Below are 13,302 nucleotides of genomic sequence, written 5' to 3' on the forward strand. Positions count from 1 at the left end.
CGGCGAGCCCCGCCCCCTGCCCGGACATACCGACGAAATGTTCGGTGGAAATGTTTGCGGCGATCAGAGAAAGCCCGATAAGCGGCCAGTGCAATCCCCGGCTCGCGAGAAAATAATCTTCGCTGGTTTCTTCCTTGCGGCTCTTGTACATGCTGAAGCCGATCACCACCGCAAAAAAGGCCAAAAACAGGATAACATCCAGCAGACTGAGTTCCATACTATTCCTTTCGCATGTTGCGGCCGGGCGCTCTCAACTTTCAACAAACATAGAATGAACTTGCCGAATGGAACATACCAGCTCCGGCTCTACCGATCGATAAAGAAAAACTAATGTGAAAATTTGAAGTGACTTTTATTCCCATATCTTTCCCAACGCATGCGATCAAAATAAGCGCCCATTATGTAATGTCAAGCGCTTTTCTAAAGGACCCGGCTGCCGCAGGTTCGTGCGCTTCATATTAAATTTGCGCTTGACTAAGCAAAAGATATTCTTAAAATGATTTTCGCCGTTCGCATGCATTTTCAGCCCGGCGAGACTCGCTGCTTCGGCGATAATGACCCAGCGATTTCATCATCGCATCTGCCACTAAACTCACTGTGGAACCACGCCATGCAAAAACCATTGCTCCAGATTTTTGCCCATCTCCTTCTGGCATTTTCGCTTTCAGCACAACCGGAAAACTGGGAGGTTGTTCACGAGAAGACAGAAGCCAAACTCTGGGAAATCGCCGGCAACGTAAGCGGTGTGATGGGTATCGCAGCGCTTGATCTCACCTCGGGTGAACGCTTCGGCGTCAACGAGAACATGATTTTCCCCCAGGGCAGCGCCATCAAGATTCCCGTTTTGATGGAGGTTTACAAACAGGCAACCGAGGGCAAATTCAGACTAATGGATTTGCGCTGGATCGACAAAGAGCACAAAGTCGGCGGCAGCGGCATTCTGCAGCAGCTCGGCGATCACACCTCCCAATTGAGCATCCGTGATCTTGCCATCTTGATGATCGTGCTGAGCGACAATACTGCTACGAATATGCTCATCGATTTGGTTGGCATGGAGAACGTCAATCGCACCATGTCATCACTTGGCCTCACGCAGACCCGCTTGCAGCGTCGCATGATCAACGCCGCCGCTTCCGGCAAGGGCGAGGAAAACCTTTCGACCCCGTTCGAAGCTGTTCGCATTATGGAAATTCTCCATCGGGGCGAATTTTTGAATCGGCAGGTGTGCGATGAAATTCTCGAGATTTTGAAGAAGCCAAAATCAGGCGGCCTCAATGCCGGATTGCCCGCGAACCTTCCCGCGGCATTCAAGCCCGGCGGTATTCCCGGCGTCTCAACTGAATGGGCAATTGTTTATCTTAAAGAACGCCCTTACGCCGTTGCCGTCATGGAAAAATATGAGATGAACGGCGAGGCCAAGTCCGCCATGAAAGAAATCTCGCGCATCCTGTATGATTATTTTTGGCGACTGGGCAACGCCACGCGTTATGGAACTTATGTCGAGCCGGCGTTGATCAAATAATTGAAATGCCAATTTCTAAACGTTTATTCAAGCATTGCTTGTTTATTCGGTAAGGGAGTCATTGTGAGACCAACTCTTTTTGTCATGGCACTATGCCTGGCTTTTTCAGGTTATGCTCAAGAACAAGCGGGCTGGGAGAAACTGTTCAACGGCAAAAATTTGAACAATTGGCGCGTGTTGAACGGAACCGCAGAGTTCAAGATTGAAAACGGCGTTATCTTGGGCGTGAGCAAAATAAACACACCGAATACATTTTTGGCCACCAAAGATGAATTCGACGACTTCATTCTGGAGTTCGAAGCCAAACTTGATGACGGCCTGAATTCCGGTGTGCAAATTCGTAGCCTGAGCAAGCCGGACTATGAAAACGGCCGCGTGCACGGTTATCAAATCGAGATTGATCCTTCGCCGCGTGCATGGAGCGGCGGCATTTATGATGAAGCCCGCAGAGGCTGGCTCTACAATCTCGAATGCAATCCCAAGGCCAAAACCGCCTACCAACCCAATGCTTGGAACAAATTCCGCGTCGAAGCCATCGGTAATCACATTCGTGTGTGGCTGAACGAGGTTCCCACGGCCGACCTCGTTGATGATATGACGACAAAAGGTTTTGTGGCATTGCAGGTACACAGCATTGGCAATGATCGCGAGCTGGACGGCAGAACCGTACAGTTCCGCAACCTTCGCATCAAAAGAATAAATCTGGTGAAAGAGAAACGCTCGGGGTCAAGCGAGATTCCACAAATCAGCTATCTCACGAATCAATTGACGGAGCGGGAAAAAAGTGAGGGCTGGGAACTGCTGTGGGACGGCAAGACCACGAATGGTTGGCGCGGCGCGAGGCTGGATCATTTTCCAGGAAAAGGCTGGAAAATCGCTGACGGTGTCTTAACCGTCATGAAAGGCGCCGGCGGCGAATCTCAGCAAGGCGGCGATATCGTGACGATGAAAAAGTACAAGAATTTCGTTCTGGAGGTTGACTTCAAACTCACCAAGGGCGCCAACAGTGGCATCAAGTATTTTGTCAATACCGAATTGAACCAGGGTGAAGGCTCAGCCATTGGTTGTGAATATCAAATTCTCGACGATGAGCATCATCCTGATGCCAAACAGGGCGCAAACGGCAATCGTACGCTGGCCTCCTTGTATGATTTGATTCCCGCCGACGCCAAATTCTATGCGCCCAACGAGGCCATTGCCAAACGTGTCAATCAATACAACTGGAATCGAGCAAGAATCGTGGTCGATGGCAATCACGTGCAACATTTTTTGAACGGCATTAAAGTGGTGGATTACGAACGGGGAACGCAAATGTGGCGGGCATTGGTGGCGCGCAGCAAATATGTAGTCTGGCCCAGGTTCGGCGAGCTGCCGGAGGGCCACATTCTGCTGCAAGATCACGGCGATGAAGTCTCTTTCAAAAATATCAAGATCAAAATCACGGATTGAGCCATGGCAACAAACTTTTCCAGAAGAGATTTTCTGAAAACTGCTTCCCTCGCCTCTGCCGGACTGGCATTCAGGGCGAACGCGTTCTCCGCCAAAAGCTATCGTCGCATCCTGGGCGCGAATGAGCGCGTGAATTTTGCCATCATCGGATTGCACGGCCGGGGCTACGGTCATCTTTCCGCTCTCGCGGATTGCAAAAACGCAATGGTCACACACATTTGCGACGTTGACAAAAGAGAACTCGATCCTTTTGCCTTGAACGTGCAGGGGAAGTTTGGACAATCGCCAGTGCAGGCCAAGGATTTTCGCACGTTTCTCGATTCAAAAGACGTCGATGCGATCACGATCTGCACGCCGGAACATTGGCACACCCACATGGCGATCATGGGATTGCAGGCCGGCAAGCATGTATATGTCGAGAAGCCGCCCAGCCACAATCCCGCTGAAGGCGAGTTGTTGGTGCAGGCACAGAAGAAGTATGGCAAGTTGGTGCAGATGGGCAATCAACAGCGTTCCTCGTTGCACACGATGGAGGCGATTCAAAAAATCAGAGAAGGCGTGATCGGCAAAGCTTATTTCGGCAAAGCCTGGTACAGTAATGAAAGAAAATCAATCGGCGTTGGCAAGCAGGTCGCCGTGCCCGATTATTTGGATTGGGAACTCTGGCAGGGCCCGGCGCCGCGGCGCGCTTATCGCGATAACGTTCATCCTTACAACTGGCATTGGTTTTGGCATTGGGGCACAGGCGAAACGTTGAATAACGGCACACACGAAGTCGATGTTTGCCTCTGGGCATTAGAGGTCAAATATCCGCAGCGTGTCAGCGCCGCCGGCGGCCGGTATCATTTCAAAGATGATTGGGAGTTTTATGACACGCTGGTAACCAACTACGAATATGACGGCAAAATGATTACCTGGGAAGGCCGTAGTTGTCAGGGCAAGAAGTATTACGGCCGCGGCCGCGGCGCCATGATTCACGGCACGGAAGGCGCCATTCTAATCGATCGCGATGGCTATGAGATTTACAATGCCATCGATGAAAAAGTGTTTGAGTATGCCAAGCCGGAAAAAGATGCGGCGCTGGACACAAGGGGCGAGGGCCCGCTGACCACGGCACATTTTCAGAATTTCATCAATGCCATCACATTGAATGAAAAACTTCATTCCCCCATTGCAGAAGGCAATGTAAGCGTAACGATGCTGCAATTGTCAAATATCGCCTGGAAAGTTGGGCGCTCATTAAACCTCGATACCTCGAATGGCCATATTCTTAAAGATAAACCAGCCATGAAAATGTGGCGCCGTGAATATGAACGCGGCTGGGAATTGAAATTATAAATCAAGTAGTGCCCGGCCAAATGTGATTCTCCAGGCTTGGTGTGTTGAACGCAACAAACGCCAGCATGCACAATCGTTTCATTGGGATCACGGCAACCTCTTGATCAAGTCATGTCAAAATCCAAAACATTACTTGGCATTTGTTTCGTTTTAATACTGGGGTTTCTCAGCCTGATTGCTGGGACTTTGGTGGGGACGCTTTTCGTGCCCGGCGACAGCGGCCTGGCTGGTCCGGCGATAGCGCTGGGCTATGGCGTTGGAGGCGCAATAATCGGCTTGATTCTCGGCCTTGTTCTCATACGGAGATTGAGTTATGATCAACTTCGCCCGGTATTGATCGGAGCAGCGATCATTGCGTTGCTGGCCTGCGCCTGGCTTATCTATCGTGTGCGCATCGTGCAGCAGGAGTCCGTCCAACAGCAAATCGGAAGCGACGCCGTTGCGCTAATCCTCTCGTCAAAGTGATTATTGAAAACAACTCAAAAAGCCATCTCACATACAATCCATTTCATATACCTTCCATTCATCTCATTCATATTTTGCTTTGTTCATGGCGTCGTAATGGGCGACTGTTTTTTTGATGCCAGTGATTTGCTATGATTTCAATCAGATCTTCTAGGATTCGATCCAGGCATTTTCCATGAAAAGCATTGATCATGACCACGATGGTGGTTTCGAAGTCAGGCAAATATGCCATGCAAGCGGAGGTTCCAATATTGCCCCCGCCATGCCCAGGCCATAGCCTTGCTGATTGAAGCTTAACATCTGCGCCAGAGATGATTGCTTGAGGACTTTTCCGGTAAAAAGAGACTGACACCAAAAAACCAGATCGCCTGCGGTCATAAAGAGTCCGCTCGAGCCATAAGTGATGGTCTCGTGCGAGGTGCGCGGCAAAAAAGTAATATCGCGCAATGATCCGTCATTTATCAAAGGTAAGAATTTAGCCGTTTGAAGTTCTCGCCCACTGAAATGGAAATCCCGCTGAATTGTACTGCGACGTTGCACATTGATTACACGCGGCAATCCATCGCTACGGAGATCAATTCATTCATATCACGCGATCGGGGGTCTTATCGCTGTCTTTTCTACGATTTCTGCAAGACTCAGTTTGCATATTTTTAAAACAGGCGAACGGGTGTCCAAGGGCGTGGAAGTTATATGATCTCCCACAGGATTTTCCAGTTTGCTGTTTGTCACACATTGCAACGATTTTCATTGTTCTTGCTGGTCGGCGCAAGGCATTTCATTTATAACCTGCTCCACGTTTCAAATACCAGATGAACGTTTTCCGGCTTTGCGCCCGGGCCAAACTCGCATTGGGCAATGATTCCACCGTTGGCATACAGGGCTTCATGAACGCTCTTGACGGCGCGCACGATTTCATCCGCAGTGCCATAAGGCAAAAGATACTGCCGGTCGATTTCTCCCCAGAACGTAATCTTGCCTTTGCAGCATGCGTTTAATTTCTCCACGCCCATGCAAAAGATTTGCGCATTGATAGCATCCAATCCCAACTCAATCAAGTCCGGCAGAATGTCAAGGATATAGCCATCCGAGTGCATGAACGCATACTTGCCATGCGCGTGCGCAATCTCGATGTAATCACGATACAGCGGCTTGAACAACTTGCGCCACATCACGGGCGAAATCAGCATAGAGTTTTGCATGCCCCAATCGTCCAGGAAGGTCAACGCATCTACTTCCGTCGTCGCCCACAATTCAAGTTGTTTGCAATAAAATTGGTGCAGGCGTTCCAGCAAAACCAACAGCCCGGCTGGTTGCTGCGCGAGATCGAGCAAAAGGTTTTCCGCGCTGCGAATGAACTGCAACTGTTCAAAGGGGCGTGGCCCGCAACCGGAGAGCACGAATTTATCGGTGCTTCGGCAAAACGCGTTCACTTGTTCAACGTCAACACTGAGCAGCTCCGCTGGGCATTTGATCTTTTCTACATCTTGCCAATCTTCCAACAGTGGCTCATGGACAATGCCAATGATACCCGGCTCGACATTTTCAAAACGACATCCCCACTCGTCAACGTAAATACCGGGGGCATACATGTCTCCAACAGTTTTGGGAGATTCCTGATAAAATGGCGGTGAGGCGATGATATCATCAGAGAAAATTTCTTGAATTTGCCGCAACTCGCGGGGATAGCGTTCGCTGGCCCAAGGCAACAGCCAGAGTTGCCGCGGGATTCTCGTTGGCGAGGCAAATTCCAATGTGGCTTTGACTAATTCACGCGATGTCATATGTATCTCTTGAATGCTTCCCAGTAAGTTTGAAAATTTGTTCAAATGATATGGCAAGCACTCTGCCAGTCTGCATTAAGCTCCACCAATACAGGTAGGAATCAAACGCGTGCCAGAATATTTATCCAGTGGTTTATTTTCTTACAGCGCATTCGCCTAATCTTATCACAAGCGGATCAAACGCCGATTGATCTTTCATGGTACGGTATCGAGATTATTTCGCCAGATAGCCGCCGTCCACCAAAAGATCGCTGCCGGTAATGAACGAGGCTTCATCGCTCGCGAGAAACGCCACCGCTGCCGCCACTTCCTCCGGCTTGCCTTGCCGGCCAAGCAAGTGCATGGCCGCAGCTTTGCGGTCTTCTTCCTCAATGTTGCGGCCAAGTTGCTTGCAAGAGTTGACAAACGCCGAGGTGTAAATATATCCCGGGCACAAACTGTTGACACGGATGCCATACGGCGCGAGATCCTGGGCCCAACATTTGGTCAAGCCGCGAATGGCAAACTTGGTGGAATTGTATGTTGCGAAATTCGGCTGGCCGACAAATCCGCTAACCGACGAAAAATTGACAATGCTTCCCTTTCCTAATTTTTTCATTTGCGGCACCGCGTGTTTGGCGACCAGCGAGGTGCCCATCACGTTGACGCTCAGAATCCGCTGCCAATCTTCCACGGCGGCATCGACACTTTTGAAAATAAAATAAGCTGCCGAGTTGACCAAAATCGATGCCGGGCCTAACTGCGCCGCCACGGCTTCGCAGGCTTGCTCGATTTGCGACTCATTGCTGATGTCAACCTGAAAAAGTGAACAACCGATCTGCGCGGCGCGTTGCTGCGGATCAGGTTTGATATCAAACAACGCCACGCGGCAGCCGTCTTCCACCAAACGCGCGGCGCTGGCGTAGCCGAGATCACCCAGCCCGCCGGTCACGATGGCGACTTGATCTTTCAAACCTCGCATGTTCAATCCTCCACCAAAGCGACGGCCCGAATCGGTGATCCATCCCGGCCTTTGATGTTCAACGGGAAACCCATGAAGATGAACGTTTCCGGAAGCTGCTCCAAATGCGTCAATCCCTCGACGATGACGATTTCGACGCCGGCTTTTAATAAAATGTGATGGCATTCTTTCCAGGCGGTGCTGGGCGTCGGAGTGTCCATGCCCAGCATGCCGATTTTGCGACCGGCCATCCATTGCGCCACTTCCAACGTCAAAGTTGGAAATTCTGCGAAATACTCGGCGGTGCCAAATTGGCGATCCCAACCAGTGCGGTAAATAACTTTCGCGCCCCGGTGAAACTTTTCTGCATGCGGTTTAAACATCTCGATGGTCAGAGGCGTTTTCGCCGCCAGCGCGCTGCCCGGAGCGAGATCGATCAGTGTGGCTTTCCCATAAAATTGTTCCAGCCGCATTTGATCGAGGGTTTTTCCGTCATCATAAAAATGAAACGGCGCATCGAGATGCGTGCCCTGATGAGTAGACATGCTGATCTGCGTGATGTTGTAGCCGATGGAGGTCACAGTATTGTGTACCACCACGCTGATTTTGGGATCCCACGGAAAATTCAACTGCCCGTGTTCCAACGGATGGGAGAGATCGATCAATTTCATATCACGTTTCCTGTTAGTTTTTTTCATCAACAACCGGATTGGTGAGCCGGCCGATGTTTTCGATTTCAATCGTCACTTCATCGCCGGGACGCAGCCAGCGCGGCGGCTGCTGCGCCATGCCGACACCGTGCGGTGTGCCGGTGAGAATCACCGTGCCCGGCGGCAAGGTGGTGCTGCCGCTGAAAAATTCGATCAAGGCGGGGACATCAAAAATCATATCATCAGTGTTCCAGTCTTGCTTCACTTCGCCGTTGAGAATGGTTTTAATTTGCAAATGATTTGGCGCGGGCAATTCGTCTTTTGTAATCAACTGCGGCCCGAGGGGCGTGAACGTATCAAAAAATTTTCCCCGGCACCACTGCCCGCCGCCGCGTTCGAGCTGCCAATCGCGCGCGCTGACGTCATTGGCACAAGTGTAACCCAACACGTAGTCGAGCGCCTCGCTCCGGCTGACGTTCTTGCAGGTCTTGCCAATCACCACGGCCAACTCGCATTCATAATCGACTTTGTCGCTCCGCAGATGCGTTGGGATCACAATCGGCTCACCCGGATGTTGCAGCGTATTCAGTCCCTTCACGAACAAAACCGGATATTCGGGAATCGCCATGCCGCCTTCTTTCGCATGCTGCCGGTAATTTAGGCCGGTACCGAGAATCTGCGCCGGCGCGATGGGCGCGAGCAATTTTTTGATGACGATGACTTCTTTGGTGATTTCAAAATAGCCAAAAATATCGCCGCGAATGAGATTCGCCTTGCCCGTACTGGCCGGCGTGCCGTAACAAATGTCACTGTTGTCGTTCAAAAACCGGATGATCTTCATCGGCGGCCGCTCAAATTTTTTTGATATTAATTTGATTTTTCAACGGCTCGCCGCGCAAGCCGCGGACGATTTCTTCGGCAGCTTTGCGTTGCAACGCCGGAGCGCTGCGCTCGCTGTACCAGGCGATATGCGAGGTGAGAATCGCCTGCTCACAGAATCGCAACGGATGATCATCCGGCAAAGGTTCCGGCTCGAACACGTCAAGCCCGGCAGCGGCGATCTCTCCATTACGCAGCGCCTGCGCCAGCGCTACCGTATCCACCAATGCGCCTCGTGCAGTATTAATGAGAATAGCCCTCGGTTTCATCTGCCGCAGCCTCGCGGGGTTGATGAGATGATGAGTCTCTGGCGTCAAAGGGCAGTGCAGCGAAAGAATATCCGCAGTGGCAAAAACTTCGTCGAGTGGCTTCGCGACAACACGCGCCGACTGCAACACCTCGCGGGAGACAAACGGATCATGGGCAATGCTGGTGCAACCGAAACTTTGCATGCGTCGTTGCACCGCCTGTGCAATCCGGCCAAAACCCATGGTGGCAAAGATCATGTCTTTAAATGCCGGCATCGGCGCCGGCGGCGTGATCTTCCAAATTTTATCACGCACGCGCCGATCAACGAATGGAATTTGCCGGGCGAGTGCCAACGCCAGCGCCACGGTGTGATCCGCCACTTCGTCGATGCAATAGTCCGGCACATTGCAAACCGGAATGCCATGCGCCGTTGCCGCGTCCACCGCCACGTTATCCACTCCGATGCCGAGACGCACGATGACTTTGCACCGGCGCAGCGCGCGAATCACCTCGGCGGTGATCGGCGCCCATTGCACCAGCAGCGCGTCAGCCTCCGGCGCGAGGGCGATGACGTCTGTCGCGGTTTTGCACTGCGCGACGATCAGTTCAGCATCTGCAGCCTCGATGATTTGCTTCTCACTGGCGAGCGAGGCGAAACCATGATCGGTGTAAAGAACTTTGTGTGCGGGCATATTCAAGATTTTTTTTGAAAATTATTATGGCACCAGCACGGCCTTGACATCTGATCCTTTGGCCGCCAACATTTTTTGAAATGCCGTCACGCCGTCGGCAAGCGGAAAGGTCTGCACCCAGCTTTCAACTTCGACGCGCCGGCTGGCCATCAGGTTCACGGCCTCTTGCAACTCGTGCAGCGTCGCGGCATAACTGCCATAAATGGTCACTTCCGGCAGCGTCACTTTGTAGGAATCGAAGGCGATGGTGTTTTCATGCAGGCCAATCCACACCACTGCGCCGCCGGGGCGAACCATCTCCAACGCTTGCTGTTTGGTCGTGGCAGCTCCGACCGCGTCGATAACCACGTCAACACCTTCATTGCTGGTAATCTCGCGAACAACTTCGACGGCATTTTCTTGCCGCGCGTTGACTGTGACTTGTGCGCCTAATTTTTTTGCAATCTCCAAACGTTCGGGGATGAAATCGGAAACAATCGTCGTGCTGCCCAATAGAATTTGTGCCGCCTGTTGACACAACAACCCAATAGGTCCGGCGCCCAGGACGCAAATCATTTTCGGATGGCGGGTTTTTATCAAATTGGCGACGTGCACACCATTCGCCAGCGGTTCGGCGAGACAAGCGGTCGCCGCGGGCAAATCTTCCGGCCAGCGAATCAAACATTGGGCTGGCACATTGATAAATTCCGCAAACGCCCCGGGCCGGTGCATGCCGAAAATTTGGCGATTTTCACAAAGATGGGTGTTGCCGCGTCGACATGGACGGCACGCGCCGCAATTCGCCACGGAGTGGCTGATGACTTTTTGTCCCTTATGAAATGCTTGAAAGGCGTCGCCAGATTCGACTATCGTGCCGCAGAATTCATGTCCCATAATCAACGGCGGCGTGCGGCGCGGGTTGCGGTTTTTGAAAGTTTCCAGCTCGCTGCCGCAAATGCCACACGCGGCGACGCGTAGCAACACTTCATCACCGGCGATTTTTGGAATGGGCTGCTCCCGTACCTCGAGCCGATCCCATTCGGGATAAAAAAGCGTTTTCATCTCTTTCAATTCGTTCCCGCTTTGTCCGGCAATGCGGTTCGATACGCATCGATATATAACCCGATTTTGTCAATGGGAATTTTTTCGAAGCCAAGCTGGAACGCTGGAGAGTCGTCCCGCAAACGGAAATCAGCATTCGCCATATCCACGAAACCCGGATCACCGGCGATGATTTTGTTGCCGAGCTGCGCGAATTTTTCTGCCATCGCTGCATTCTCGTGCTGGAACTCGGTAAAGTTTTCCGTCTCCACGCCGGTTTCGGCGCTGCTGCGAAAAATCACCGAATCGGCGATGAGATTGTTTTTGATTTCGAGCAACGACAGATCGAGACCGCTGTACAAATCCAGCCAGCGCCCGCCCACGGAAATGTTGCGCCGAATGCGGTTGTATTTGGGCCGCGCCGGATCATCGTTGTAGAGCGTCAGCAGCTCCGGATATTTTTCACTGTAAGGCGGCTCATTGTAATTCATCTCCTTCATCCGGTCGATCAGCGTCGTGATGCGGCCGTCAAAAAATTCCGTGTTGCGTACGAGTCCGCGCGCATCAAGAAAAATCGAGGGCGAACATTCCACAAGAATGTTGTTTTCAATTAAATGATCGCGCCCGCCGCCCATGAACACGGCGCGCCCGGCTTTGTAAAAGATATTGCCGAATATCGTCGCGCCGCTGGCAAAGTCGTCGAGGTACACTGACATTACTCCAACGTGCATGGGCTTTTGCAAATGATGAAAGTAATTATACCGAATCACGTTTCCCCGCATCGTGTAATCCCGGCCAAAATAAAATGCGCCGACATCATCGCTTTCCTTGGCGATATGATGAACTTCATTGTACTCCAAAAGCATTTCATTGCCCCAATACATTACACCGGCGTCAGGTGAATCGTGCAGCAGATTGTGTGAGATGCGCGTACCGACGCCGCGCGTGTCAATCGCCGGGCAAGTTGTCTTGCGCACTTGACCAAAATGATGAAAATGTGTGTTATCGACAAAACTATTACCGGAAGTCAACGTCTTGCGATCGCCGCTGTTTAAAATGACCCCACCGCCGCCAATGTTGTAGATATCACAACTCTGCACGCCTTGGTAGTCTCCGCCATCAATAACAATGGCAGTCATGCCGGCGTTGCGCACGGTGCAACCGGCGATAAGGTTGTGGCTGCCGCCTTTGATTTCGATGCCGTTGGTACGGCCCAACTCAAAAGTGATATTTTCGAACCGGAGATGCGAGGTGTTGTTTAACGCCAGCAGTGGCCCTTGCAGCACCGATACTTTGACCGAGGCATTTTCGAGTGGTGCGGGTGGCCAGAGATATAACATGCCACGCTCACGGTCGAGATACCATTCGCCGGGCTGATCCAACTCTTCCAAAACATTGAGAAAGTAGAAACGCTGTTCCTGATGAAAGCCGTAATTGTGGTAGGGCGGCGCGAGGGTGATTTCTTGTTTCTTTGCATCAATGCTTTGGACTGGTTGAAAGCCATCGCGCCAGTCCCAGCAGAAATAGCCGTGCAGCCAAATATCCGGCGCCGGTTGCCAGTGGCGCGGATGATCGCCGGCGTAGCGAATCCGCCCGAAATGCCGTCCGACCGGAATGCCGAAGCGCTGCCACTGCCAGCTTCCTGCGTTGAGTAATTTGGCGCCGGTTTGCGGCACGTTGGTGATTTTCAAATAGCCCGCATTGGGATAACGCGCCAATTGCAGGCGCGCATCATTGAAGAAGACTTCCAGCCCTGGCTCATCCTTTTCGCTTATCGCGCCAAAATCTTGAACGCCTTGCGCTGGCAGACTGGCTTGCATCACATGCGTACGAGCAGGCGCTGAGAGTCGCTGTAATATCGTTGCGTCTTTCACAGGTTCGAAGTTGCCAATTTCCTGTCCGCCGCTGAGAACAACCATCTCGTCTGGAGCTGCTTGCCAAATGACTGCAATGGAGTCTGTGCCGGAATCTTCGGCATCGAATGAGAGAGTTTTGGAAATCGAATACACCCCCGTGTGAAGTTGTACGACGATGTTCCGCGGCGAGCGATCAGGTTCACGCTTGAGCTGTTTTACAGCATTTTGTGCAGCGATTAAAGATTGCAGCGGCCCATCAGTCTGCTCTGCATTCGGTTGGGCAAGGCGTCCAGACCAGTTGTCGCGACCGTGCGGAGAAACGTGAATGACATGACTCTGCGGTTGTTGATGACAGCCAGGCAATGCCGTTAGGAGAATTGAAATGAGGACAAGAGAAATGCTATGGCGGTTTTTCATGGTCGAAAGTGAGCTTAAGTTGAAGTATTGTTGTGATGGCT

At 51.8% G+C, this 13,302-nt stretch carries 13 protein-coding genes; 4 read left to right on the forward strand and 9 right to left on the reverse strand.

Annotated features, from left to right (window positions below; all coding sequences use genetic code 11):
* Positions 1-217, reverse strand: a 217-nt coding sequence (locus FBQ85_05320) for a solute:sodium symporter family transporter (GenBank protein ID MDL1874580.1), incomplete at its 3' end; no start/stop codon positions are given.
* 279 nt (positions 218-496) lie between these two features.
* Between FBQ85_05320 and FBQ85_05325 the strand changes: the two genes are divergently transcribed.
* The 4 genes from FBQ85_05325 to FBQ85_05340 all read left to right on the forward strand — a co-directional run bounded on the left by FBQ85_05325 (position 497) and on the right by FBQ85_05340 (position 4,774).
* Positions 497-1,522, forward strand: a complete 1,026-nt coding sequence (locus FBQ85_05325) for a serine hydrolase (protein ID MDL1874581.1) — start codon at positions 497-499, stop codon at positions 1,520-1,522.
* 84 nt (positions 1,523-1,606) lie between these two features.
* On the forward strand, positions 1,607-2,971 hold the full coding sequence (locus FBQ85_05330) for a DUF1080 domain-containing protein (protein MDL1874582.1): 1,365 nt from the start codon (positions 1,607-1,609) through the stop codon (positions 2,969-2,971).
* 3 nt (positions 2,972-2,974) lie between these two features.
* Complete coding sequence (locus FBQ85_05335) at positions 2,975-4,309, forward strand: Gfo/Idh/MocA family oxidoreductase (GenBank protein ID MDL1874583.1); 1,335 nt, start codon at positions 2,975-2,977, stop codon at positions 4,307-4,309.
* 111 nt (positions 4,310-4,420) lie between these two features.
* Complete coding sequence (locus FBQ85_05340) at positions 4,421-4,774, forward strand: hypothetical protein (GenBank protein MDL1874584.1); 354 nt, start codon at positions 4,421-4,423, stop codon at positions 4,772-4,774.
* A 189-nt stretch (positions 4,775-4,963) separates the two neighbouring features.
* Here FBQ85_05340 and FBQ85_05345 read toward each other — a convergent pair whose 3' ends face one another.
* The 8 genes from FBQ85_05345 to FBQ85_05380 all read right to left on the reverse strand — a co-directional run bounded on the left by FBQ85_05345 (position 4,964) and on the right by FBQ85_05380 (position 13,261).
* The gene (locus tag FBQ85_05345; protein ID MDL1874585.1) at positions 4,964-5,314 is read right to left on the reverse strand and encodes a hypothetical protein; all 351 of its coding nucleotides are present in this window, start codon (positions 5,312-5,314) and stop codon (positions 4,964-4,966) included.
* 242 nt (positions 5,315-5,556) lie between these two features.
* Entirely contained in the window at positions 5,557-6,558 is a 1,002-nt protein-coding gene (locus tag FBQ85_05350) for a methyltransferase (protein ID MDL1874586.1), read from the reverse strand.
* Positions 6,559-6,772: 214 nt separating this feature from the next.
* The gene (locus tag FBQ85_05355; protein MDL1874587.1) at positions 6,773-7,753 is read right to left on the reverse strand and encodes an SDR family oxidoreductase; all 981 of its coding nucleotides are present in this window, start codon (positions 7,751-7,753) and stop codon (positions 6,773-6,775) included.
* Entirely contained in the window at positions 7,522-8,196 is a 675-nt protein-coding gene (locus FBQ85_05360; GenBank protein ID MDL1874588.1) for a cyclase family protein, read from the reverse strand. Before FBQ85_05360 ends, FBQ85_05355 begins: the two co-directional genes overlap by 232 nt.
* Positions 8,183-8,989 carry a fumarylacetoacetate hydrolase family protein gene (locus tag FBQ85_05365; GenBank protein ID MDL1874589.1) on the reverse strand — a complete coding sequence of 269 codons (807 nt, stop codon included), beginning with the start codon at positions 8,987-8,989 and terminating at the stop codon, positions 8,183-8,185. The genes FBQ85_05360 and FBQ85_05365 overlap by 14 nt, the downstream gene beginning before the upstream one ends.
* 10 nt (positions 8,990-8,999) lie before the next feature.
* A complete protein-coding gene (locus tag FBQ85_05370) occupies positions 9,000-9,968 on the reverse strand; it encodes a C-terminal binding protein (protein ID MDL1874590.1) in 969 nt (322 codons plus the stop codon).
* Positions 9,969-9,992: 24 nt separating this feature from the next.
* Positions 9,993-11,009, reverse strand: a complete 1,017-nt coding sequence (locus FBQ85_05375) for a zinc-binding dehydrogenase (protein ID MDL1874591.1) — start codon at positions 11,007-11,009, stop codon at positions 9,993-9,995.
* Positions 11,010-11,014: 5 nt separating this feature from the next.
* Positions 11,015-13,261 carry a hypothetical protein gene (locus FBQ85_05380; protein ID MDL1874592.1) on the reverse strand — a complete coding sequence of 749 codons (2,247 nt, stop codon included), beginning with the start codon at positions 13,259-13,261 and terminating at the stop codon, positions 11,015-11,017.
* Between the last annotated feature and the right edge of the window lie 41 nt (positions 13,262-13,302).

This window comes from Cytophagia bacterium CHB2, from assembly GCA_030263535.1.
GTDB lineage: Bacteria > Zhuqueibacterota > Zhuqueibacteria > Zhuqueibacterales > Zhuqueibacteraceae > Coneutiohabitans.

What these genes read in the sequence shown, in the direction of transcription:
- FBQ85_05325 (MDL1874581.1), top strand. Translation starts at nt 497, where the DNA reads ATGATTTTCGCCGTTCGCATGCATTTTCAGCCCGGCGAGACTCGCTGC.
- FBQ85_05340 (MDL1874584.1), top strand. Translation starts at nt 4,421, where the DNA reads ATGTCAAAATCCAAAACATTACTTGGCATTTGTTTCGTTTTAATACTG.
- FBQ85_05365 (MDL1874589.1), bottom strand. Translation starts at nt 8,989, where the DNA reads ATGAAGATCATCCGGTTTTTGAACGACAACAGTGACATTTGTTACGGC.
- FBQ85_05330 (MDL1874582.1), top strand. Translation starts at nt 1,607, where the DNA reads ATGGCACTATGCCTGGCTTTTTCAGGTTATGCTCAAGAACAAGCGGGC.
- FBQ85_05355 (MDL1874587.1), bottom strand. Translation starts at nt 7,753, where the DNA reads ATGGATGGCCGGTCGCAAAATCGGCATGCTGGGCATGGACACTCCGAC.
- FBQ85_05370 (MDL1874590.1), bottom strand. Translation starts at nt 9,968, where the DNA reads ATGCCCGCACACAAAGTTCTTTACACCGATCATGGTTTCGCCTCGCTC.
- FBQ85_05350 (MDL1874586.1), bottom strand. Translation starts at nt 6,558, where the DNA reads ATGACATCGCGTGAATTAGTCAAAGCCACATTGGAATTTGCCTCGCCA.
- FBQ85_05375 (MDL1874591.1), bottom strand. Translation starts at nt 11,009, where the DNA reads ATGAAAACGCTTTTTTATCCCGAATGGGATCGGCTCGAGGTACGGGAG.
- FBQ85_05360 (MDL1874588.1), bottom strand. Translation starts at nt 8,196, where the DNA reads ATGAAAAAAACTAACAGGAAACGTGATATGAAATTGATCGATCTCTCC.
- FBQ85_05380 (MDL1874592.1), bottom strand. Translation starts at nt 13,261, where the DNA reads ATGAAAAACCGCCATAGCATTTCTCTTGTCCTCATTTCAATTCTCCTA.
- FBQ85_05335 (MDL1874583.1), top strand. Translation starts at nt 2,975, where the DNA reads ATGGCAACAAACTTTTCCAGAAGAGATTTTCTGAAAACTGCTTCCCTC.